The sequence below is a fragment of the Epilithonimonas mollis genome, assembly GCF_900142325.1.
GTDB lineage: Bacteria > Bacteroidota > Bacteroidia > Flavobacteriales > Weeksellaceae > Epilithonimonas > Epilithonimonas mollis.
In genome coordinates this window covers 325667-348999 of record NZ_FRAM01000001.1, presented here as the reverse complement: position 1 = coordinate 348999, position 23333 = coordinate 325667, and the positions used below count along the sequence as shown (strand labels likewise).

Below are 23333 nucleotides of genomic sequence, written 5' to 3'. Positions count from 1 at the left end.
AGCGATGAATTATGCAACGCAACATCATATCGGGAACTATCAGCATACCCGAACAAAAACGACAACGGCAATTGCGCCGACAGTTGGGCGAGTTCGCCAGTTGGATGCAAAGACCAAAGGACGCAAACCAAGTGCAGAAAGACAAGCAGAAATCCGTACCGATAGCAATGCTCCCAATGGTATTCTAAAGTGTACGTTTCTGCCCAAACTGAAAACAGCACAATCCGTAGAGGCTTGTCAGAAAACGGAGAGGGATTTTTACAAGTCCCTTTCCAAACTTGCCAAGCATTACAGGATTGAACCAATGCAGACCAACAGTTTTAAGTTTCCCTACAATATAACATTGGCTATGTGGGATATGGAAAACAAAGTAAAGCGTACCAACAGCAATTGGGATGGTTTCAGATTGGTAAAGGATAGCAGGAAAACCTATTTTATAGGCGAGGAACGATACAACACAGGAACAACCTTGTATTACATTCCCGTTGTGCCACTCTTTAAAATGCTCAAAGACCCAAAGCGTAAAAAGACCGCACAGCTTTTACTATCGGTATGTAGTTATCTGTATCATATCGCTCAAATTCCGTATTACAGGCAGGAAGAAAGTTACTTGTATTGGCTTTACGAAATGATGAACGATTGGGTGGAACAGGACGAGGAAACGGAAGAAACTGAAAGCTATAAAAGTGAATTGAAAAATGCCGAATACATTGGCGATAGAATAGAACAAAAGCTATTTAATCGAACGAATCTAAAGGTATTTGAACAGCGTTTGAACCGATTTAAAAGTGTTGATATGTTCGACAAGGAATGTTGGCAAGTGGCTTGTAATGCGTTTGCCCTTTGCACAGAATATCCGAACACCACTATTTTTAGCAACGCAACATTGCCCGAAAAAGACCCTTATGATGATGATGAAAATGAAATAATCGGAATGGAGAAATACATTTCATTTATTGCAGATACTAAAGGCTGGTTATACGAAAGCCTTTCAGATACCATCAACAATGAATTTAACGAGTACGGAGCAATGGAAGAACCTACTATTTCCAAGCGGTTTGACGGAAGCGAAATACCAACAGCCAATCTTGATTTTGAGAACCGATTGTTTGGTTTATTGAATGATTTGAGTGGAATATTATACAAATATAAAACAATAGAAAAATGAATACAACAACAGATATAAAAGACCATTTTGGAACATTGTACTATGCAAAATCCGCTTTGGTTTTCTATGAAACCAAAGGAACAGAAAACGATATGTACGTGGAGCATTTTGATATGGACAGCAACGGAATGCCTATCAATGCCCATCCATTAACCGTAAAGGAAGCCAATATTTTAGCAAAGTCCTTACAGACCGATGAAGAAAAGAACCAAGCCTTTTTAAAACCAAAGGGAATTTTGCCTACCAATATTCTGCATATCAATCCAAATGCGGAAAAAGGTACGGTACTTTGGTACACCAAAACACAGCAACGGAAACTGTATTTTGTGGATAGTTTGGGCATATCCAATGGAAAAGCACAAGTACCACCAATGCTTTGGTTAGCGAGCAAAAGCAATCTTACGGTATTTGCTTTGGCAAGCGACAGAAGACCAACCGAGAAAGCACCTTTGCACTATGCACCTTTTTTCAATATTTATGAAAACGGCAATGTATGTATGGGTACGGTAAGCATAGACATTAAAAATTCGGCTTCGGTTGAGGAATTTATTCGCGCGTGGGAGCATTATTTTTTCAATTCCTATTTCAGCCATTCATTATGCGAAAACTTAACCAAAACAAACATTGTAAACCTTTGGAAAGACCTTGTTGGTACTAATAAACCTTTTCCGAAAGAAGTATTAAAAAAGAACAACAAAACCCTTAAAAATCTATTGTAATGAATACAGCAAAAACCGCAGTACATTTTACAGATAATTACCTGCTCAATCCTACCAATCCGATTTCGGTAAACCTTATCGGAGCAGGTGGCACAGGCTCAAAAGTATTGACCGCCTTAATGGAAATAAACGAAAGTTTGATAGCATTAGGACACGCAGGGTTCCAAGTCCACCTTTGGGATGATGATGTTATCACGAGTGCTAATTTAGGCAGACAGCGATTTGCAGAAAGTGAAACAGGATTGTACAAATCCGTTGCTTTAATCAACCGTTGTAACCGTTGGGCAGGAACAAATTGGAAAGCCGAAACGGTAAAGTTTGAAAAGGACAATTTTGGCAGATTGCCCGAAAAAGCAAGGGCAACAATTACCATTACATGTGTGGACAATGTACAGGCGAGATTTGGTGTTGCTGAAATTCTAAAAGAAATAAGCTACCGCAGACACTACCAAGATGAGCCAAAATATTGGCTGGATTTTGGCAACAGCCAAGATACAGGACAAGTGTTACTATCTACCATCGGAGAGATAAAGCAACCCAATTCAGAGAAATACCAAACGGAGGCAAGCCTGCCATTTGTTACCGATGAATTTGGCGAACTATTGAAGCAATCCGAACAAGAGGACAGCACGCCAAGTTGCTCACTTGCCGAAGCGTTGGAACACCAAGATTTGTTTATCAATTCATCGCTTACACAAATGGGTTGTTCTTTGTTATGGAACTTGTTTCGCAGGGGAATGACTGAATACAAAGGATTTTTTCACAATCTGAAAGATTTCCGCACCCACCCGATAAAAGTTGCCTAAAAGCCGAAATCGGCGGGCAAAAATGCAATTCCTTCCTACGGTCGGAAACGCATTTTTGCGGTTTAAAGCGGATGCAATCACTTTGCAAAAATGCACCGGCCCACAATTCCCTTTCCTTACATTTTACCAAACAGGTTGCGAGTTTTTTGCGTGGGATATTCAGTATCCCATTTTTTGTATTTGGTAATGACTTCTTTTCTTTTCACACAGCGACCAAAGAAAAGAAGCAAAAGAACGTCGCCTGATTAATGATGGTTTATAATAGAATATTTGCCATAACCCTAGCATCTAATTCATTAAATTTGTCCTTAAAACAAATAGACTAATTCCTATACAAAATACCCAAATTTTCTAAATTATGGGGTTAGCGGTAAAGCTATAATACAGGTCATAAAAGATGAAATACTTAGTAAAGGACGAGGAACTCGAATTGAAATATGAAGCAGGTAAAGGTGCTTGGACATATCACATCCAAGTACCTAACACTAAACATATCGTAGGAAAATGGGGTTCATTGAAAGTATCTGGTACAATTGACAACTACACAATTGACAGTATTAATTTGTTTACGATTGGAGGACAAGACAAGCTAATTTCAATTAATGACAAAATCAGGAAAGCAATCAGCAAAAGTGGTGGCGACACTGTAACTGTGACACTTTACTTATTGACTTCAAAGGAGCCGATTACAGAAAAAGAAATATTAGATACTTTTAGAAATTCGGGTGTTTTAAAATCGTTCAATAAATTACCAAAAGAAGATAGGATCAAAATTATTGAAAAAATATCCTCTACAAAATCCGAGGACAAACAAGTAAATCTAATTTTGAAATACATTGACCAATTGGGTGACGACAATGATTAAGCAGTCTTCACTTGATTTCCTTTCTACTCTCAAGCACAATGGTTTGAACAAAAAAATGGCATTACTTTAAAACTGTCAGTAAAAATAAATTTCAAAATGATTGAAACTGAAATCTCAATAACCGTAAACAGGAAATCCGATATTACCTTATTAGAGCAAACAATCGTCGGGAACAAGTTCCAATTTCCGGTTTACATTCGGGAATATGAATTTAGCTATCAAATAAATTTTACAAGTGATTATGAGGAATGGGAATTAGACACGGCTATTCTCAATTCTTTTCCTGGATATGAATTTACCACCGACCTCGAAAAAGGACGGAAGGAAATACGGATACAAATATCCCGATACCAATCAGAATTATCGACTGATGGCTGGGGAAGACGGATTGAAAATCCTTTGGATGAAACGAAATATCTTGTGAAAGCATCGGCAAATAAGTCTGAAAAATTCAACTCTAAAATCAAAGTTTTGTTCGAAGATAAAGAGCAGTTCTACTTTGTAAACATTGTGGATGGTGTTAACAGTACAACCGAAGAAAAAGGTTTTTTGCTTCTGGATCATTTTAAAGCCAATGAAACGGATGAAGCAACTTTTTTTAAAGATAGATTATACAAATCTCCATTAGAAGCTTTTCATTCAGGATACTATAAGTTATCTGAATTGGTTGACAAGGATTTTAGCACTTATCTTGAAAACAAAAAGAAAGAAATCAGAGAAATTCAAAAACAACCACGAAAAATCATCAGAGATTTTATAAACGCCTGTAACAGTTCCGATGAAAGTAGTATCCTGAAAAATCTTGACGAAAATATCGTTTTTGAAGTTCGTAAAAACTGGAAAACAATATTTGAAATCGAAGGGCTTTCAAAATTCAAAGAATATCTGAACTCATCCGATCAACAATTGTGTGGTAAGAATTTTAAAATCAGGTCATCTTGGAGTTTTAGTTTACCAAACGTGACTATTGGAGTAAAATATTTTCCGCCAGTTACAGAAAAGGATATGCACCCTACTCAAAAATATGAGCAGATAAGGTTTGTACTAAATGATAAAAAAATCGCTAGTATTTTGTATGAGAATTAGTGAATTTTATCCTAATTGATAACGGCTTCTATTACTTTTCTAAAATATTCCGCATCATTACCAATCAGCAAGTAACTTGAAAAACCAATATCTAAAAGATATTTACCCACTTTCTCATCATCAATATCACTATGTGCAATAAGTTTTATAGTTGGATATTTTGTTCTTAATTCTTGAAGTTCAACAAAAACATTCTTGTTGTAAAAATCAAGGTCGATAATACAAATTTTTGGGAGTTCATTTAATGAAGATAATTGTGACAGTCCATCTTCAATGCTTTCTGAACGAAATAAGACTTCAGTTCCTGAAGCAATGAGGTCTTTACAAATGAAATCTAAAATTGGGCTTTTATCATTGATAAAGGCGAGTGTAATTTTTTGTTGGGATGTACCAGTTTTCATATCATCATACTTTTTTAAAGTTGATGTAGCCCTGCACAAAAAGAAAGCGCAGGCCACTACACTTACCGCACATTGAGGCACTGGTATACCCGACAACGAATAAGCGAGCGCCCACGCCTATGGCATGAGCGTTCTTCCTTATCGTCCCGTTGTCTAAAAATTACCAGTTTTCAATGTGGGACTTAAAGCAAAAACACTTTAAGTATTTCTATATTTTACATAGCAAAGATACTAAACTCTTGCTATTAGATGTATTAATGCAATAAAAAAGCTTAGTCTGAATTAGTTTTGTGATTGATATAATTCTGCTCCAATATTGTCATCAAATCTGTTTCCTTATAAATAATTTTGCCACCAATCTGAATATACGGCAGGATATTATCATCACGATATTGCTGTAAAGTGCGTTTGCTAATGTGTAACAGTTTGCATACATCTTCGCCCGACAAATAAATTTCTCCATTCATTACAGGACGATAGTTTTTTAATATGCTTTCAATACGGTTTCTCAACATCAAAATCATTTCTTGATGGGAAATGATTTCTTCATTCTCATTCGTCAATAAATCCATTGTCATTGGTATTTTAAGGTTGGTGGGCTTCGAGCAAAGCCTGTACATCCGAGCGTTTATAATAATTCTTCCGGTTTAGTTTGGAATAAGGCAATAAGCCTTTGTCCTTGTAGGTCTGCAAAGTCCGTTTGGTAATATCCATCATCAGGCACACTTCCTGGTTATCGAGCCATTTTTCTTCTTTAAAAATTGAAGTGTATTTCAGTGTGGCATTTTCGGTCAATTCCAAAAGTGCTTTCAGTTCATTTTTCATTCCGTCCAATACGGATTTTTGTATTGCGATAACTTCCATTTTTTGCTCAATTTTGCTGTGGAAGTCGAATTTATCAAGGATTTGTAAAGGCTTGGAAAATGTTGTATTGATTGTCGTTGAAAGGTAGTATTTGGCACTGGAACAACAATTTAGAAACAATTTATTTTGTAGATTTGGAGAAAGTAATTTTGCCGTTAAACATACAAATTTTACATTTTGTATGTTTGAGAATTTAATAGCAAGTATAACCAAAAAATACCTAGCAAGAAACTATGAATAGAAAACTTACGACAAACTCAAGATTAGTCAATGAATTATTTGCTAATTACATCAGCACATTCACTGCTTTTTGCGAACTATTAAACAACTCAATTCAAGCAAAGAGTAAAAACATTTGGATCGACATAGATTACACTTTAGAAACTGAAATACATCCTCTTTTAATCAAAAAAATATCAGTAAAAGATGATGGTAACGGAGTTCATATGTCTGATATCGAAAAAAAATTATTGGATATTGGAACAGCAAATAAAGATGGCGGAAAAGGAATTGGAAGATTTGCCAGTTTTCAAATTGGACAAGAAATCGAAATTGAAACTATTGGATATTCATAAGAAGAAAATACTTTTACTGAAACATACATTCCGTTATCATTTAATAGTTTTGGTAAAAACATCAATGTTTCTGAAATTGAGTTAGCGACAAAAGAAAATATTCTAAAAGGAAATAATCATAATACTTACTACAAAGTAACTATTTCAAATTTGTATCCACATACGACAACAGAAAATGAACCAAAAAAGAAAATAATTGATAAATTTCTTAAAGATAATATTTCAGATGCTATTTTTGAGAGATACCCTTTAAAAATTTTCAACAAAGAAGTTACATTTCACATTAATGGTAAAGCTTTAAACCCTAATGATTTCGTAATTGACAAACCTATAAAACTAGCCAAGACTTATACTGACACTAAAGGCAAAGAACACAAAGTTCTTTTTGACTTTATGCAGATTAAGAAAATGGATAAAATAAAAGTTTTTTTAACTGCACAAAATGCTGGTCTAAATACAATAGCAGGAAGTCTGGAGTATGATGCCAGTTGGTTGAGCCCAAAAATAGGAGGATGGTTTATTTATGTATCTTCATCTACGCTCTCATCTGATATTTATAGAAACATAGATTTAGATGATTTAGACCCAGATTGGAGAAAAGTAAGAGAATTTATTAAAGACAAATTAAACACATTCTTCAAGGACAGAAACTTTGAGTTTGACAATTTTTCTGACAACCTTAAAAATGACGATTATTATCCATATAAAGAACGGGCAAGCTCAAAATCAAAAGTTATACTCTTTGATAAGTTAGCATATTTAGTGGAAGATAAATACCATATTTTAAAAGATAATAATCAATTAAGAGAAATCATTTATCCGCTTATAGATAGAACAATTTCCAATGGAGAATTGAATAATATTTTAAGAAGCGTTCTAAAATTAAACAACAAAATGATTTCTAAATTCTCGGATTTATTGGAAAAAACCGATTTAGATAATATTGTTGAATTTTCTGATAAAGTTGCTTCGAAAATTGAAGATATTGAATTTCTTGAAAAACTTGTTTATAGCGAAATATCTAAAAATGTGAAAGAACGAAAAGAACTTCATAAGTTTTTAGAAAGGATGTTATGGGTTTTTGGAGAAGAGTATTCCGAAAGTACCAAACTATTGTCAGATAAAAATTTAGAAAAAAATCTAACTCAATTAAGAGACGATTGCTTAATATTTAAACCATCAAAAGATGGAGATAACATAAATGTCATTGATGAAAAACCGGTAAAATCTATTACTGACCTATTTATGTATAATGAACGGGTTTTAGACGCTAAAAGAAGAGAAGTTTTAGTTGTTGAATTAAAAGCCCCAAAAGTAAAAATTAGCCCAAAAGAAATTGAGCAAGTAATGAAGTATGCCAGAGAAATCGAAAAACTTGATGCTTCAAGTTCAAATATTCATTACAAAATTTTATTGATTAGCTCAAAGATTAATTCTGATGCAGAATTTCAAATAAAAGGTAATCAAAGAAACGAAGACAATCCTTACTTCTATTTTAGGAATGAAAATAAAAATATTGAAATATGGATAATGAAATGGTCGGATTTATTGGAAAATGTAAAAAGAAAGCTAAAATATATGTCTGCTATCTTAAATACCAAAGATATTGATGTTCAAGAAAAAGCAGAAAAAGATTTTGCAGATATTGAGTTCAGTAAAGTGAGCTCCTCTCTAAAAAGAGTGGCGATGTCTTAAATTATAAAAAAAGTAGTAAATAGAAAATGTTATCATACAGTACAAACGAAAAAGCTAGTACTTAAAGTAAAACAAGAAAATTTGTATCAGCGTTGTGCAGGCTGTTCCGTTTTTACGGTAGTCTGTTGTTTTTCTTTCATCACACGAGAATAAACCCAAAGTGATAAAAGTCCAAATATAATCAATCCATAAGCTACCCATTTACCAAACTTTTCAAGCAATTTAATAATAACCGAACTTTCATAAGATGAAAAACCTTCGGCTCCCATCGGACCACGCCTGTAAAACTTTCGTCGGTTAAGCCAATAGCGAAGTCCTAAACCTGCAATCAAAAATATTATTCCTATAACCAATGATGCGACCATAACAAAACACTTAAAATCTACTTTTTAAATTTACAAAAAAAAACAGTTTTAATATCCCTTAAAAAGAGAAATCCTGCTTTTTGTGGCAGGATTTCATTGTTTTTAATCAGCACTATTAAACTGAAAACTTATCTGTTTTTCATTTCCAAAGCTGTCCGAAATCCAAACATCAAAGGATTGCGAAACGGCAGATGTTGAAGTATAGTACAACCGAAATTGCTCTGTGGGTAATGGGTATAAATCGTTCGGTAAATATGGTTGCTCATCGTAATACCGCAATGTGCCTTGTCCGTCAAATTGGAAATAGCGAAGAAAATACTGTGTGTTGCTGTAATTGCCTGTTCGCTGTATGGCAATGCGTATTTCTACCGTTTGTCCATTGGCTACATCTTTTGGAACTGGCATCACGTTTACCTCGAAAGGAAAATCGTTCTGTATTTCGAGTTCATCATCTTTACTACAAGATACTAAAGTTACCGAAGCTGTGAGGATTGCCAGCATTACATATATCGGCAGTAATCCTATTCTGAATTTATTAAATATTGCTATCATTGTTTTAAGTTTTTAAAAATTAAACCTTAATCCCACACCTGCGGATGGTCGGAATTGCTCTAAGTCCGTACCCCAAAATACTTTTGTGCGTCCTTGCAGGATTAACACAAAACGGTCTGATAGATATGTTTCAAGAGTGAGCCGTCCACCAGCTCCGTAGATGAAGTTATCCTCGCTCAAAATCTTTGCTCCGTCATACAACATCGCTTCGCCACGATTGATGCTTTCATAACCGACCACACCTGTTATTCCGAAGTTCAGTGTGATGTTTTTACGGGCATCACCCAACAGAAAGAAACTGTAACCGCCTTCGGCAGTATAAGTTTCCTGCGGTATGCGGAGGTCTTTATAATTGTGGTATTGGTGCGTGTATTCCAATGCCCAAAGCTGGTAGTTCCCGTTTTTACCGTTCACGGTCATTCCGATATTGAGGTAATAATCATTACCGATTTTATCATCGGACAGTATTCCTGTGCTTATTTCCAATCCTTTCTGTTTTGGGAGCATTCTTTGTGCCTGTGTAACCGTCATGGCCATCAAAATGAACATCACGGTATAGATATACTTTTTCATATTATTGCATTAAAATGTTATTAAAATTTTAGGTGCATATCGTTTATCAAACGAGCTTTTATCAAATCCGAATTTTCTACCTGCAAAGTTTGATGTCTGCCACCGTTCTTCTCGAAAATCTCAATCAACAGTACCTTGTCATCGGCAATGGTAAATTGGTCTAACAGGAATACGTTTTGTTCGGTTAGTTTTCCGCCAATCTCGTCCAAAGGCTTGTAAGTTCTGAGGGGTATCATCGGGCGTTCTTGTACCACAGTACGTTTGGCTACCTTTTTATCTACTACTTTGAAATTGATAAAATCAATCTGGAAAGGCACATTGGTTTTATTTCTCAATTCCGTATGGAAATAATATTTGCCATTGTGAATGTAAATGCCTTTGAGGATAAACTGAATGCCGAAACTCTTAGCTCCAATATGCTTGACTATCCGCTTGTCTTTCTTGTAAATCGTTTCCAATAGCAAGCCTGCTAGTGAAGGCGAATTATTGCCCAACTCTTCAAGAAGCACATCGTTTCCATTGGCTTTGTCTACTGCCTTTTGCATTGTGAGCAGGTCATAACTCAATGCCTCGGGATAGGAACTGTAATATACATTGAAACTGTAAAAACGTCCGTCATTGGTAATGACCGAAAAATTGGTTTCTGGTTCAAAATCCCTTACCGTTGCTTTTACACGCAACACGTTTTCTGCATCTTCTGCTTTTCCTGCAATCAGATATTCGCTTCCCAAATCCACATAACGGATAGCGGTCGGAAAAATCAAGTGCGAAGTTTTATCGTAGGTAACTTCCATTTTATACGGTTCTATCTTGCCTAATGCAAGCGGAGTTCTGATGCTGTCTTGTGCAAAAGATTGTACGGCAAAGCCGAGTATCAGGACAATTGCCCAAAAGGTTTTTAAATGATTTTTCATTATTAAAATTATTTGAGTTCAACATTATTTTTTAGATACCAAGAAGACTTGATATCCTGCTTTCAGCGTAACTTTTGGGGTTCTTACCTTTTTGGCGAAGTAGCCCGAAATTCCCTGTACCACGCCACGACTAAGGTCTGCTGCAACCTGCTGTCCAGCATTTTGCGTGAGCATTACGCTTGTTCCGCCTGTCTGGCTCATATTGCCTGCCATTTCGGTAAGGGCATTCATTTCCGGCGAATATGGAACGTACAAGCCTTGCTGTCCGTCCAAATCGTAAATGGTTATATCTACCGGGATGATATTGCCCTCCAGTTCTATCGAGGTAACTTTTAGTTGTAAACGCCCTCCCTGAAATTTCGCATTAGCCGTTAAAATCGTTCCTTTTGGAATGGTACGGCTCGGTGTTTTTGCAGGCTCTAATAATCGTAAACGCACACCTGTTTCGCCAACTACTGTTTGGGCATCGTGTACACAGGCTTTGATACTGTTTTTGGGTTGTGCCATTTGTTCCACAGAACCAGCGGTATAAAACCCACGGTTCTTTGTTTCGCTCCAATCCGCTAAAAAAGCACTGTCCGATGGTTCACGGTAAAGGGTTGATACTGTATTTTTTCTTGCTGATGTGAACGATACAAAATGCTCTTTTTGGTTAGTAGCCATAGCACTAATAGCATCCGGAACAGCACCATTAGCAGGTGTTGAATTTTCGGTATTCGCATTTTTTGGCAGATACTTTGCTGCCATTTCATAGGATTTCTCCATTAGCTTCAATTGGTCATCAACTGTGGCCACAGGTGGCACATCCTTTTCTGATAATTTTTCTTTCAATTCGTCCACCTGCTTACGCAGTTCCATTGTTTCAGCGTTATCATCTTGATAAAAGGAACTCAATGCGCTTTGGCTATTTCGATAGCTGTTCAAAGCAGGGTTACTGCTTCTTGCCGAATTTCTCCCACTACCGCCAAAGCTGTTGTTTTCCTCTTCTTCATTAAACGGTTCGTCGGTTGGCTCTTCTTTGTCTTCTGTATTCCAGTAGTCTGAAAGTGTAGCCAATGCATTGCGTTTTTCCTGCTCTTTGCGTTCGAGCATTTCCTGTTCATACGCCTTGCCTTTGTCGGCAGGCATTCCAGTTCCAGTAGCCTCTGGTACCGCATCGTTCAGCCCTACATTTTCAATTGTCTTTTTGTCTTCGGATGGTTTAAATATGAGGTACATACAACCCACGAAAACAATCGCCATTAAGCCGAAAATTAAGGGCTTTTTGAGCTTCTCCTTATTATTCTGTGTGCCGTCTTGTAACACATCAGCAGTTGCAGACGGATTACCTTCTGTTACCCGAACAACTGATTTTTTGTTCTCATTTTCTTTCATAAATTTTATTTTTTAAATTGTTGATACACTATCCTGCAATCTTGCAGGACTTCCATTTTTTTTGAGGACAGGATTTTCGATATGCTCTATGATCATATCGTTTCCAGACTTTGAGGTATCGTACCAGACTTTGAAAATTACACCAGCGGTAAGCAGTAGATATCCCACAAAAAAGCACAGGGTATATTGGTGCTGCTTGCGCACTGGCAATGCCTGCCAACGTTCGTCGAGCTTATCAAAATACCTATCCATATTTGCTCTTAGTTTTTTCATACTCTTAATTTTTTATGATGATGTTAGAGCTTGAACCGCTTGGAGATTTTACCCACATTTTGCTTTTGTTCATCATTAACCAAAGCAATAACCTCAACTGCATTGGGTACGACTATTAAAGAGAGGTTTGTCAGTTCCGATTTTTTTAGCAATTGCCCAAATTGGTCTTTTCTTGCCACCTCCATTCTGTTGAGTGAGAATTTGCCGTTCAGATAATTTACCCACATACTGCATTCTACACTTGGCTTGTCTTCTCCCGACCATTGCAGGTAGCCTGTCAGCAGTAAGTCCTGCTTAGGCAAAGTATCTGCACCTTTTTGGCAGCTTTCGAGGTATTCGCTGATGCTGTCTTTCAGCTTTCCGGCATACGCACCCTGCGTATGGAAATACCCGTTATATCCTTTGTCGGTAAGGATTTTTGCGAACGTGCTTAAATCTGATAATGCTTCCATAAGATTGTTTTTTAGCGTTCGATGACCTCTATATCCTTATTTTCCACGACTGCAAATTTTTCAATATTGAAGCCCTGCGGATTATTGTCGGAACGAACGGAGTTGACGAGATAGCAGGAAGTAATCAGGTTTCGCCTGGTTACATTGCTTGACCGGATAATGAACTGTTTGGCATAGGTGCGCACTGCATACGGGTAGTTGTCGAAATTGCACACGACACTATCCACCTCGATGCGTTGCTGCACGTTCCCCGAAATGATACGGCTGTAATAGCCCTTTTCCGACAAGTCTTTGTAGTAATCAAAAGCACTTTTATCGGCAAGGTTAAATGCCCTGCTCATATTGCTTTCAATAGCGTTCTTGTCGGGAGCAAGCGTAAAGAACAGTTCGTGAAATCTCCTAACGTGTTCCCTTGCTTCAACCGGGCGGTTGATGCTCGCATCCTGCGATAAGGCAAGCATCAGGGATTTGCCGTTATCCAGTACATAGATTTTTTGGCGTTGTTCTTCTGCAAAGCGGTAGGAACGCCATACGGCGTAACCTACCACGCTAATGCAGAGAACCGCAAACACAATGGCATATAATCTTATCTGCCTAAAGCTGTTTTCGATATTTCTTAGCGTTTTAAATTCCATTTTTTAGAATGATTAATGATTATTTATTCATCAGTTTACCGCCGATGTTTCCAACTGTTGAGCCTGCGCCTGCTCCGGCGATGTTTCCGGCTTTCATTGCTGTGGAGTTTACATTGCGGGTAAAGTTTCCTGCGCCTCCGGCTTGGATTACCCAACCTGTTACGGTCGGGATAGTGAAGTACCCGATGATGCCGATTATCATAAAGATGATGTACACGGTATTGCTCGTATCAGGTATATAGGTGGGGTCGGCAAGCATTGCTATATCCCTTTCCAAAATGAGGGATTGTATTCTTGCCAACATTGAGCTGAACAAATCCGAAACAGGAAGCCACAGGTAAACGCTGACGTACCTCGTGAGCCATTGCGTGAGCGTGGACTGAAAGCCGTCCCATACGGAAATAGCAAAGGCTATTGGTCCGAGTATGGAGAGGACTATCAGGAAAAACGTTCGTATGGTATCAATGACCAAAGCCGCTGCCTGAAAGAGTATTTCCAGTAGATTGCGAAACCAATCCTTTATGGCTTTCTCAATCTTGTAGGCTTGCCTGTCCATATACATACCCGCCATTGTTCCAATGTCGGAGGGCGACCATCCCAGTTCATCCAGTTTTTTATCAAACTCTTCGTCTGATACCATATAGGCAGTTTCGGGGTTCCTTACCATTGCCTCGTATTCCAACTGGTCTTTCTGCTGTTGCAGCTTGTTCAGGTCAAGCACCTGGTCTTCGAGTATTTGGTGGGTTCCTACTACCACGGGGCTTAATACCGCATTGATGGTTCCCAAAACAATGGTTGGAAAGAACATTATGCAAAGCCCCAAAGCGAACGGGCGCAGCAAAGGGAACATATCAATAGGTTCGGCACGGCTTAAAGCCTGCCAAACCTTTAATGCCACATAGAACAATGCTCCCAATCCCGCCAAACCCTTAGCGACTGCCGCCATATCGCCTGCAAGTGGCATCATATCATCATAAAGCGACCGCAGGAGTTCGTGAAGATTATCCCATTCCATAGTTTACCAGTATTTTTGGTTAGCAGTTCCGTAGAGTTCAAGCACTCTTTGGGCATCGTTTTTCTTTTTCGCTCTTAGGTAGCTTACAGAAATGTTCTTGTTGGTGTAGTAGCGTACAAGGCTGTGGTAATCCTTTACCTCTTTGTACACACGGTCAATCACATCCATACGCTCTTTGTCATTGAGCGAAAGGCTTGATGAGGTTATAATCTGCTTCAGTTCTTTCAGCAGTTCGGTACTTTCATTGAGCAGTGCCGAATAACCGTTGCCGATAGCGGTCAGTTCCTGCGGTGTGAAATTTGGGTCGTTCATCATCTTGCCGAAGTTGTTCACGTACATTTCGGAAACATCGCCTACCAACAATACCGTTTGTTGCACTTTACGGGCATCTTTCACAAGGTTGTTGATAGCTTTCAGCTTGTCGTAATATTCCTTGCCCTGGTCGTAAACTTTTTTCACTTCGTTGAAGTTCTTTATCACGTTGCTTACGGTGGAAGAAGTCTGCACGATTTCGTTTGCAGAGTTGATAATGCCCGAAGCCAAATTAGCCGGGTCGGTTACAACCCACTGGGCTTTTGCTGACGGTGCTACGGCGAGCATCAGTGCCGTACACACCAGATACAATACTTTTTTCATTGTTTCTGAATTTTTAAATTGTTAATGACTATTGATTTGAATTGTCCCGCCTTTGCATTGCGATATGCTTAATGGCGAGTTCTACATTACCATCCAGTTCGGAAGCAAGCTGCATTACTTCCATTTTTTCGGTTTCTTCTGTCGTGTAGGCGAGGTATTCCTCCAAACTAACTTCGGTGGCATAGACTGCCGAGTGCGTACCACCTAAGCCAATCCAAACCTCTTTGTAAAGTCGGCTTGCATCGTTGTTCATATTGATGGAAAGTACCTGCCCTTTCTCTTTGTCCGTAAGCCCCAACATCGCCTGTATATCATCAAACTTGTTCATATACTTGCGTTGGTCAAGCAGGATTTTACAGTCGGAGTTATTGATGATACTTTCCTTGACAATGGGCGACTGGATAATATCATCGACCTCTTGCGTTACGACAATCGCTTCTCCGAAAAATTTGCGGACGGTCTTAAACAAATACTTGATGTATTCTGCCATTCCTTCTTTGGCTATCGCTTTCCAAGCCTCTTCAATCAGGATGAGCTTACGAATACCTTTCAATCGGCGCATCTTGTTGATGAACACCTCCATAATGATGATGGTCACAATGGGAAAGAGGATTTTGTGGTCTTTAATCGCATCAATCTCAAACACGATAAAGCGTTTGGAAAGCAGGTCTAACTGCTTGTTGGAGTTCAGCAGGTAATCATATTCGCCACCCTTGTAATAGGGTTCGAGTACGTTCAGGAAGTTGGCAATGTCAAAGTCCTTTTCCCTGACCTGCTTTTCTTCCAGTACCTTGCGGTAGTCGCCTTTTACATACTCATAGAAACCGTTGAATGACGGGTAAACGTCTTCCGTTTTGATACGTTCGATATAACCGCTTACCGCATTGGAAAGGGCAACTTCTTCAGAACGGGTTGGCGGCTCATCGTCACGTTTCCATAAGGTCAGTATCAAAGTCTTGATACTTTCCCGCTTCTCAATGTCGAACACGCCATCATCGGTATAGAAAGGGTTAAAGGCAATTGGGTTGTCTTCTGTATAAGTAAAGTAAACACCGTCTTCGCCTTTGGTTTTACCTTTAATGAGTTCGCACAAACCTTGATAAGAATTTCCGGTGTCCACAAGCAAAACGTGAGCGCCTTGCTCGTAATACTGTCGTACCATATGGTTTGTGAAGAAAGATTTACCACTTCCCGATGGACCGAGTATGAACTTGTTACGATTGGTAATAATTCCACGTTTCATCGGCAAATCCGAAATATCCAAATGGATAGGCTTTCCAGTCAGGCGGTCAGCCATCTTGATACCAAATGGTGATGGCGAATTGTGGTAATTGGTTTCTTCCGTAAAAAAGCACAATGCAGGCTCAATAAAAGTGTAAAAACTTTCCTCTGCGGGAAAATCACCTGCATTACCCGGCATTCCTGCCCAGTACAATGTTGCTACATCCGTAGTGTTGTGTCTGGGTTTACATTCCATCAATGCTAAAGCACTTCCACAATCATTTTTTAGCTGTTTCAGTTCTGCCGGATCATCCGACCACGCCATAATGTTGAAGTGAGCACGAACAGAAGATAGCCCAAAACTGTGGGCTTCGTTTAGGTACTTTTCTATCCACTCTTTGTTGATTTGGTTGGCACGACTGTAACGAGCCAGTGAGTGCATATTCCTTGCGGACTTCTCAAACTTTTGTAGACTGGCTTCGCTGTTATCCAAAAACAAATATTGGTTGTAAATGTGGTTGCAGTTTAACAACAAGCCCACAGGTGCGGCGAATGACAAACGGCAATCACTTCGGTCGGTAGATAGCTTTTCAAAACGGGTATCAGCCGATACCATTCCGGGTAAATCGTCAGTATCGGACAAGGTGTGCAGGCTCAACCTTTTGTTCCCGATACGGACTTCTTCCGTTCCGAGAGCGATGTCCTGCATCGGTGTTCCAGCTTCCCTTGATAGCGTAAGGTACTGTTCCAATAATCCCTGTTTTTCGTCCGTTCCGATAATGTCATCTTCGGTAAGACGTTTCAGGGTTATGAAACCGCTATCGTTTACGATACGTTCAAATTGTGCCACTGCTTCCATAAAGCGGTATATTGTTTCCTTATTCCTAATTTCCTTTGGTATCAATGAACCTTTGCAAAGCGAACTGAAGTTGCTTTGCATTCGCATTCTTTCCTTAGTAGTCTTGGTTAGGAACAGGTAGCAATAGTGATTTAAGAATGGTCGCTCGTTGAAATGGCGTTGATAGGATTTAGCCAAAAAACTCTGGCCTTCTTTTGCCAAATCGGGAGCATAATTTTCCTTGATATACCAATCTTGCTTGTGAACAACTGTAAAATCAGGCAAAGTTTTAATAGCCTTATGCCAGGCGGAATGAATGGCTTCATATTCCGCAGAAGCTACAGTAAACAGTTCCGGCAAACGAACCTCAAAGCAGGCGGTAATATCTGCATCTTTAGATAGGATGCAGTTGTTTTCTACCGCCAACAAAGGAAATTTGTTCTCCAGCGTTGTTGTTTTAGATATATTTCTCATATTACATTCTGTTTAGATGTGAATTTTAAATAGCGGTGTACAGGCTTGCGACAGATGATGTATCGAGGATGTCTTTTATTAGCAGCTATCTTCATTAATCCGTGTTCGCCGTATTTTCGGTTGAGCGAAAAGGTCTGCCACACAATCAGCGAAGCACCGCCTGCTCCGAGAAAAAGACAGATGTAAGAGTTTACGCCAGTCATATATAGTATCATCACGAAAATGATCGTACCGAGTAGTCCGCCAGCGAAGATGAACAGGTATTGTGCTTTCAAACCTTTAAATTCCACCGTCCTTCCAATGCCTTTGTTTATGTTGTAATTGTTCATAAAGCAAACAATTAAAGAAAGAATGAACGCAGGATGGTAGCTGCCACGATTAAAAAGATACACGCACCAAACCAGCTTGCTGCCGTTTTGCTCGTGTCGGGGTCGCCCGAACTGAATTTGTTGTACACCTTAACACCTCCGATTAACCCGACTACTGCACCTATGGCGTAAATTAATTGGGTTGCGGGGTCGAAATAAGACGTTACCATTTGGGTAGCCTCGTTGATACCTGCTGTACCGTTTCCCTGTGCGAAAGCACCAATTCCTGACAGCATAGCCACGGCTGCCAGCAAAACTTTTTTTCTCTGTTTTTCCATAATTGAAACACATTAATTTGTTATTGTTATCCCGCACCTTGCAGGCTTTCGGGACAAAGGTGTTTCAGAAATGAAGGCGTTATAACAAATTGGCAGTCAGAGGAATTGTTTGGCGGTGAGTGGCTTTTTTGGGTTTAATTCTAATTACTTCGTAATAAAGTTTTTCCAAAATTTGAATTGCTATGAAATATTTGCATAAATTTGACACAATATGTCAACAGAAAATATGTCAACAGAAACAATAGGAGAAAAATTAAGACACATCCGAGAAGAAAGAGAACTACCTCTGCGGAAAGTTGCAGCCTTACTGGATATTGATGTTGCTATTTTAAGCAAAATGGAACGAGGGGAGCGGAAAATAACAAAGGAGATAATACTGAAACTCGCAGATATATATCACTGTAACTCCGATGAACTAATGGTTTCATTCCTAAGCGACAAAATCCTATATGAAATTCAAGATGAAGATTTGGGTATGAAAGCACTGAAGGTGGCAGAGGAAAGAGCAAAATATATAAAACAGAATAAGAAGAAATGACAATAAACCAACTCATAGAAAAATATTCTGCTGACAGAAAATATTACTTAACAAACAAGTATAACGAAACACTGCTTCGGAGTGATTTCTTAGACCCATTTTTCGAGTTGTTGGGCTGGGATATTAAAAATAATGCAGGAAAATCAACTAACGAAAGAGAAGTAATTTTAGAAGAAGCATTAAAAGCAAATGCTTCCGAGCATTCAAAAAAACCAGATTATACTTTCCGCTTGTTTTCTGAAAGGAAATTCTTTTTGGAAGCAAAAAAACCTTGCGTAGCAATTGAAGCAAGTAACGAAACAGCTAAACAAGTAAGGCGGTACGGCTTTACTGCCAAATTGAAAATTTCCGTTCTTTCAAACTTTGAATACTTAATCATTTACGACACTTCGGTAAAAGTCGATGAAACCGACAATTACAATAAGGCATTAATCAAAAAATATCATTATACCGAATATGAAAGTAAGTTTGAAGAAATCAAAAACCTATTGGGTAAGGACGCAGTGTATTCAGGTGCGTTCGATACCGAATGGCAAACTATTGAAAACAAACTAAATCAATATTCAATTGATACACTTTTTCTACAACAATTTAACGAATGGAGAAAGTTATTAGGAAGTGAGATATATAAACACGACCCTAAAATAAAAGAGCAGGAATTAAACGATATTGTTCAAAGCTATTTGAATAGGATTTTGTTCTTGCGTGTTTGTGAAGACAGAAATTTAGAAGATTATCAAACGCTTTTAGCCTTTGCCAACAAAAGTGATTTTAAAGCATTAATCAAAAAATTTGAACAAGCTGACAAACGCTATAATTCAGGATTATTTGACCAGTTACTTAAAGATAAAATTGTAGAAAATATTAGCTCTGCATTTTGGACAATTATCAAGCAATTGTATTATCCAGAAAGCCCGTACTCATTTAGCGTATTTTCGTCCGACATCTTAGGTAGTATTTATGAGATTTTCTTATCTGAAAAACTGACTGTACTAAACGGAATAGTTGAATTGGTAAAGAAGCCTGAAAATGTGGATAGAGATATTGTAACTACGCCAACATTTATCATCAATGATATTTTGCGGAATACGGTTTTATCAAAATGTAAGGACAAGACCGACAAAGAAATTCTGAAACTGAAATTTGCAGACATCGCTTGCGGTTCAGGTGCATTTTTATTGGAACTTTTTCAATTGTTGAATGATATTTTAATTGACTACTATTTAAAAGCAGACAAAACAAAACTTATTCAAACAAATATCAACACTTACAAACTTCCTTTCAAAATAAAGAGAGAACTATTATTGAATTGTGTTTACGGAGTTGATAAGGATTACAATGCAGTAGAAGCTGCAAAATTTGGCTTATTGCTCAAATTATTGGAAGATGAAAATACATCATCTACCAACACAAGCAAACCAGTTTTACCTGATTTATCAATCAATATTTTCTTTGGAAATAGTTTATTAAATCCAACACAAGTTGAAAAGAAAAACCAAACAATCATCAATCCGTTTGATTTTTCAAAGCTTCGTTTTGATGTAATTATTGGTAATCCGCCTTATATGAAGTCGGAGGATATGAAAAATATTACACCGCTTGAATTACCACTTTACAAAGCAAATTATACATCTGCTTATAAGCAGTTTGACAAATACTTTTTGTTCCTAGAACAAGGTATAAACTTGTTAAATAATGATGGTGTTTTAGGTTATATTGTTCCAAGTAAGTTTACCAAGGTTGGTGCAGGTAAAAAATTGAGAGAAGAGCTTTCAACTAAAGGTTATTTGCATTCAATCGTTTCTTTTGGTGCTAATCAGATTTTTGCAGACAAAACAACTTATACTTGTTTGCTGATTTTAAACAAAATATCGCAAAAAACTTTTCAATATGCAGAAGTAAAAAGCCTGAAAAGCTGGAAAGTTCGTGAACCAGAAGCTGTAAAATATGCTTCTAAGAAAACTGAAGAATTAGACAATGAAGTCTGGGTTTTAGTTCCACCCGAATTAACCAATGCTTATAACAAGATCATTGCTCAAAGTTCCAAACTGATTGCTTTAGTTGGTAGCGAAAATATTTTTAATGGTATCCAAACAAGTGCTAATGACATTTACATCTTCATTCCAACGAAAGAAGATGCGAAGCATTATTATTTTTCCAAAAAGGGAATTGATTACAAAATTGAAAAGGCGATTACCAAACCTTATTTTCAAACATCATCAGGAGAAGACAACCTATATACCTACAGAACTTTCAAGCCGAATGCGAGAGTTGTTTATCCTTACCAAAACACGAAAAAAGGTATTGATGCAATTCCACTAACAGAAATTCAAAAGAAATATCCGCTTGCTTTTGACTATTTACAGAAACATAGAGCAATTCTGAACAATCCGAAAAGAGATATTAAACCAGAACCTGCAACAGCAAACGAATGGCACCGTTTCGGAAGACAACAAGGACTAAGCATTTCGGATAAAAAAGAGAAGATAATACTTGGTGTATTATCGAGTGGCGACAAATATGCAATAGATAATTACGGAACGCTTTTTACATCGGGCGGAACAGCAGGTTACTGTGCAATTACAATGCCTGATAATTTCGATTATTCCACATATTACATTCAGGCAATACTAAACTCAAAATATGTTGAGTGGTTTGTCATCTTAACAGGCGAAGTATTTAGAGGAAGTTATTTTGCAAGAGGCACTAAAGTCCTCAACAATTTGCCTATTCGCACCATTGACTTTGCGAATGCGACAGAAAAAGCACTTCACGACAAAATTGTTGAAACACAAAAAGAACTTATCCGCATACAAGACCAAATAGACGTGAATGTAGGAAACAAAAGGACTTTGACACCGTTACAAGGACAATTTACAAGAGAAAAAGCAAATTTAGAAAAGCTGTTAGCCAAATTATATGATTTAGGCGATGACGATTTATTAATCCCTTTAATCAAAGATTTGTATGAAACTAATTGAAAACGCAACAGCTGAAAAACTAAGGGGCGGATTTTATACGCCTGAACCCATTGCGGAGTTTATTTTGCGTTGGGGAATTAATGGTAGTGCCGATTTTGACATACTTGAACCAAGTTGTGGCGATGGAGTTTTTTTGAAACAATTAAAGAATTTAAAATCAAAATACAATTCCATTACAGCCATTGAGTTTGACGAAGTAGAAGCAAAAAAAGCCGATAAAATTGATCTTAAAAACAAGCGGGTAATCAACGATGATTTTCATACCTACTGCAATAACACAGAAAAGCGTTTTGATTTAGTGGTGGGTAATCCACCTTATATCCGCTTTCAGTTTTTTGACAGAAATCAGCAAGCAGAAGCAGAAAATATTTTTGTTAGAGCAGACTTAAAATATTCCAAATTAACCAACGCTTGGGTTTCATTTGTGGTCGGTTCTTCCTTATTGTTAAAAGACAAAGGAGGAAAAATCGGTTTTGTTTTACCCGCAGAAATTTTACAGGTTTCCTTTGCTTTGCAATTGCGAAAATTCCTTGCTCATTTCTACAACAAAATCAATATCATTTCTTTTGAAAAATTGGTTTTCCCTGATATTCAGCAAGAAGTTGTTTTATTGCTTTGCGAAAAGAACGGAACACAGGAACACAACATTGAACACATCGAATTAAAAGATGCAAACGAATTAAAAACGCTTGACACAGCAAGGTTAAAAAGTCCTCAAAAGAAAATTGATTTCAAATCCAATAAATGGACTTTCTATTTTTTAGAACAGGAAGAAATCGACTTTTTAGAAACCATTGCGAAGAAAAGAAACATTGCAACACTTGGAAAGTACGCTAAGGTTGAAGTCGGTATTACTACAGGAGCAAATAATTATTTTACAGTTCCGCTTACTACCGTTGAAGAATATAATCTTTACGACTATGCCAAACCGATGGTGGGGAGAAGTGTGCAAGTAAATAGTGTTATTTTCACAAAAGAAGATTGGGAAAAGAATAAATTTTCCAAAGCCAAAGCACATTTGTTAGCGTTTCCTGACAGGCAAAACCTTGACCAAAACAACGGAGCAGTGAAATATATTGCTCACGGAGAAAGTTTGAATATCCATAAAGGTTATAAAACAGGGATTAGAAATGATTGGTTTGTAGTGCCGTCGTTAAAAATTTCGGATGCTTTGTTTATCAGGCGAAACAACCTTTATCCAAGGTTAATCATAAATGAAGCAGAAGCCTACACAACAGATACTATGCATCGTGTTTTTGTAAAGCCTGACACCGATATTAAGGCATTGACTGCAAGTTATTACAATTCGCTTTCATTAGCATTTACAGAAGTTTCAGGACGAAGTCACGGAGGAGGCGTATTAGAATTAATGCCCAATGAAGCAGAGAAAATATTACTTCCATATAATAAAGACAATGCAGAAATATTGTCAAGAATTGATGAATTAATCCGAGACAAAACAGACATTGAAGAGGTATTAAAAATAACTAATGAAGTAATCTTAAAACAGCATTACGGCTTGACGCAAAAGGAAATAGATTTGGCTCATAGTATTTGGAAAAAATTGTCTAAACGTAGGTTAAATAGAGGAAAAAAAATATAATAAAGGGCAAAGATCAGAGTAAGGAGATGAGAATATAAACTAATCAAATACTATAACCACTATT

At 37.6% G+C, this 23333-nt stretch carries 26 protein-coding genes; 10 read left to right on the top strand and 16 right to left on the bottom strand.

Features of this window, described 5'->3' with window-relative positions; translation table 11 throughout:
- The first annotated feature begins 4 nt into the window (after positions 1-4).
- The 5 genes from BUA97_RS01505 to BUA97_RS01485 all read left to right on the top strand — a co-directional run bounded on the left by BUA97_RS01505 (position 5) and on the right by BUA97_RS01485 (position 4644).
- Positions 5-1168 (top strand): hypothetical protein, encoded by a 1164-nt coding sequence (locus BUA97_RS01505; protein ID WP_072996101.1) that lies wholly within the window; start codon positions 5-7, stop codon positions 1166-1168.
- The gene (locus BUA97_RS01500) at positions 1165-1887 is read left to right on the top strand and encodes a PRTRC system protein B (protein ID WP_072996100.1); all 723 of its coding nucleotides are present in this window, start codon (positions 1165-1167) and stop codon (positions 1885-1887) included. Before BUA97_RS01505 ends, BUA97_RS01500 begins: the two co-directional genes overlap by 4 nt.
- On the top strand, positions 1887-2693 hold the full coding sequence (locus BUA97_RS01495; protein ID WP_072996099.1) for a PRTRC system ThiF family protein: 807 nt from the start codon (positions 1887-1889) through the stop codon (positions 2691-2693). The genes BUA97_RS01500 and BUA97_RS01495 overlap by 1 nt, the downstream gene beginning before the upstream one ends.
- Before the next feature lie 397 nt (positions 2694-3090).
- Positions 3091-3558, top strand: a complete 468-nt coding sequence (locus BUA97_RS01490) for a DUF1905 domain-containing protein (protein WP_065719241.1) — start codon at positions 3091-3093, stop codon at positions 3556-3558.
- A 96-nt stretch (positions 3559-3654) separates the two neighbouring features.
- A complete protein-coding gene (locus BUA97_RS01485; protein ID WP_065719242.1) occupies positions 3655-4644 on the top strand; it encodes a hypothetical protein in 990 nt (329 codons plus the stop codon).
- 11 nt (positions 4645-4655) lie between these two features.
- On the opposite strand, the gene BUA97_RS01480 is transcribed toward BUA97_RS01485, so the two are convergent.
- From BUA97_RS01480 to BUA97_RS01470, 3 genes are all read right to left on the bottom strand, one after another.
- On the bottom strand, positions 4656-5045 hold the full coding sequence (locus BUA97_RS01480; RefSeq protein ID WP_037438467.1) for a response regulator transcription factor: 390 nt from the start codon (positions 5043-5045) through the stop codon (positions 4656-4658).
- 272 nt (positions 5046-5317) lie between these two features.
- Positions 5318-5617 carry a helix-turn-helix domain-containing protein gene (locus BUA97_RS01475; protein ID WP_037438468.1) on the bottom strand — a complete coding sequence of 100 codons (300 nt, stop codon included), beginning with the start codon at positions 5615-5617 and terminating at the stop codon, positions 5318-5320.
- Positions 5618-5630: 13 nt separating this feature from the next.
- Complete coding sequence (locus tag BUA97_RS01470; protein WP_037438469.1) at positions 5631-5909, bottom strand: helix-turn-helix domain-containing protein; 279 nt, start codon at positions 5907-5909, stop codon at positions 5631-5633.
- A gap of 233 nt (positions 5910-6142) precedes the next feature.
- On the opposite strand from BUA97_RS01470, the gene BUA97_RS01465 reads away from it, so the two are divergent.
- Positions 6143-6484, top strand: coding sequence for an ATP-binding protein (locus BUA97_RS01465; protein ID WP_072996098.1), 342 nt, complete (start codon positions 6143-6145; stop codon positions 6482-6484).
- Positions 6485-6634: 150 nt separating this feature from the next.
- Entirely contained in the window at positions 6635-8179 is a 1545-nt protein-coding gene (locus BUA97_RS01460; RefSeq protein ID WP_072996096.1) for a hypothetical protein, read from the top strand.
- Between the two features lie 86 nt (positions 8180-8265).
- Here BUA97_RS01460 and BUA97_RS01455 read toward each other — a convergent pair whose 3' ends face one another.
- The 13 genes from BUA97_RS01455 to BUA97_RS01395 form a co-directional block, all read right to left on the bottom strand.
- Positions 8266-8544 (bottom strand): molybdenum ABC transporter permease, encoded by a 279-nt coding sequence (locus BUA97_RS01455; protein WP_072996094.1) that lies wholly within the window; start codon positions 8542-8544, stop codon positions 8266-8268.
- A 102-nt stretch (positions 8545-8646) separates the two neighbouring features.
- The gene (locus BUA97_RS01450; protein ID WP_072996092.1) at positions 8647-9096 is read right to left on the bottom strand and encodes a DUF3872 domain-containing protein; all 450 of its coding nucleotides are present in this window, start codon (positions 9094-9096) and stop codon (positions 8647-8649) included.
- 12 nt (positions 9097-9108) lie between these two features.
- A complete protein-coding gene (locus BUA97_RS01445) occupies positions 9109-9669 on the bottom strand; it encodes a conjugal transfer protein TraO (RefSeq protein ID WP_045756196.1) in 561 nt (186 codons plus the stop codon).
- Positions 9670-9689: 20 nt separating this feature from the next.
- Entirely contained in the window at positions 9690-10583 is an 894-nt protein-coding gene (gene traN, locus BUA97_RS01440; protein WP_072996090.1) for a conjugative transposon protein TraN, read from the bottom strand.
- Positions 10584-10607: 24 nt separating this feature from the next.
- Positions 10608-11957 carry a conjugative transposon protein TraM gene (traM, locus tag BUA97_RS01435; RefSeq protein ID WP_072996088.1) on the bottom strand — a complete coding sequence of 450 codons (1350 nt, stop codon included), beginning with the start codon at positions 11955-11957 and terminating at the stop codon, positions 10608-10610.
- 12 nt (positions 11958-11969) lie between these two features.
- The gene (locus BUA97_RS01430) at positions 11970-12230 is read right to left on the bottom strand and encodes a nitrogen regulatory IIA protein (RefSeq protein ID WP_072996086.1); all 261 of its coding nucleotides are present in this window, start codon (positions 12228-12230) and stop codon (positions 11970-11972) included.
- A 23-nt stretch (positions 12231-12253) separates the two neighbouring features.
- Positions 12254-12682, bottom strand: coding sequence for a hypothetical protein (locus BUA97_RS01425; RefSeq protein ID WP_072996084.1), 429 nt, complete (start codon positions 12680-12682; stop codon positions 12254-12256).
- 11 nt (positions 12683-12693) lie between these two features.
- Positions 12694-13317 (bottom strand): conjugative transposon protein TraK, encoded by a 624-nt coding sequence (gene traK / locus BUA97_RS01420; RefSeq protein WP_037440337.1) that lies wholly within the window; start codon positions 13315-13317, stop codon positions 12694-12696.
- A gap of 19 nt (positions 13318-13336) precedes the next feature.
- Positions 13337-14332 (bottom strand): conjugative transposon protein TraJ, encoded by a 996-nt coding sequence (gene traJ, locus BUA97_RS01415; protein ID WP_024566595.1) that lies wholly within the window; start codon positions 14330-14332, stop codon positions 13337-13339.
- 3 nt (positions 14333-14335) lie between these two features.
- Entirely contained in the window at positions 14336-14968 is a 633-nt protein-coding gene (locus BUA97_RS01410; RefSeq protein WP_048499037.1) for a DUF4141 domain-containing protein, read from the bottom strand.
- 28 nt (positions 14969-14996) lie between these two features.
- Positions 14997-17501 carry a TraG family conjugative transposon ATPase gene (locus BUA97_RS01405; RefSeq protein ID WP_072996082.1) on the bottom strand — a complete coding sequence of 835 codons (2505 nt, stop codon included), beginning with the start codon at positions 17499-17501 and terminating at the stop codon, positions 14997-14999.
- Positions 17498-17830, bottom strand: a complete 333-nt coding sequence (locus BUA97_RS01400; RefSeq protein WP_072996080.1) for a DUF4133 domain-containing protein — start codon at positions 17828-17830, stop codon at positions 17498-17500. The genes BUA97_RS01405 and BUA97_RS01400 overlap by 4 nt, the downstream gene beginning before the upstream one ends.
- A gap of 11 nt (positions 17831-17841) precedes the next feature.
- Positions 17842-18147, bottom strand: coding sequence for a DUF4134 domain-containing protein (locus BUA97_RS01395; protein ID WP_026706465.1), 306 nt, complete (start codon positions 18145-18147; stop codon positions 17842-17844).
- 211 nt (positions 18148-18358) lie between these two features.
- On the opposite strand from BUA97_RS01395, the gene BUA97_RS01390 reads away from it, so the two are divergent.
- The 3 genes from BUA97_RS01390 to BUA97_RS01380 are packed head-to-tail and all read left to right on the top strand — an operon-like array spanning position 18359 to position 23269.
- A complete protein-coding gene (locus BUA97_RS01390) occupies positions 18359-18685 on the top strand; it encodes a helix-turn-helix domain-containing protein (protein ID WP_245795780.1) in 327 nt (108 codons plus the stop codon).
- The gene (locus BUA97_RS01385) at positions 18682-21666 is read left to right on the top strand and encodes an Eco57I restriction-modification methylase domain-containing protein (RefSeq protein ID WP_072996078.1); all 2985 of its coding nucleotides are present in this window, start codon (positions 18682-18684) and stop codon (positions 21664-21666) included. Before BUA97_RS01390 ends, BUA97_RS01385 begins: the two co-directional genes overlap by 4 nt.
- Positions 21653-23269, top strand: coding sequence for an Eco57I restriction-modification methylase domain-containing protein (locus BUA97_RS01380; protein ID WP_072996076.1), 1617 nt, complete (start codon positions 21653-21655; stop codon positions 23267-23269). The genes BUA97_RS01385 and BUA97_RS01380 overlap by 14 nt, the downstream gene beginning before the upstream one ends.
- Positions 23270-23333: the final 64 nt, after the last annotated feature.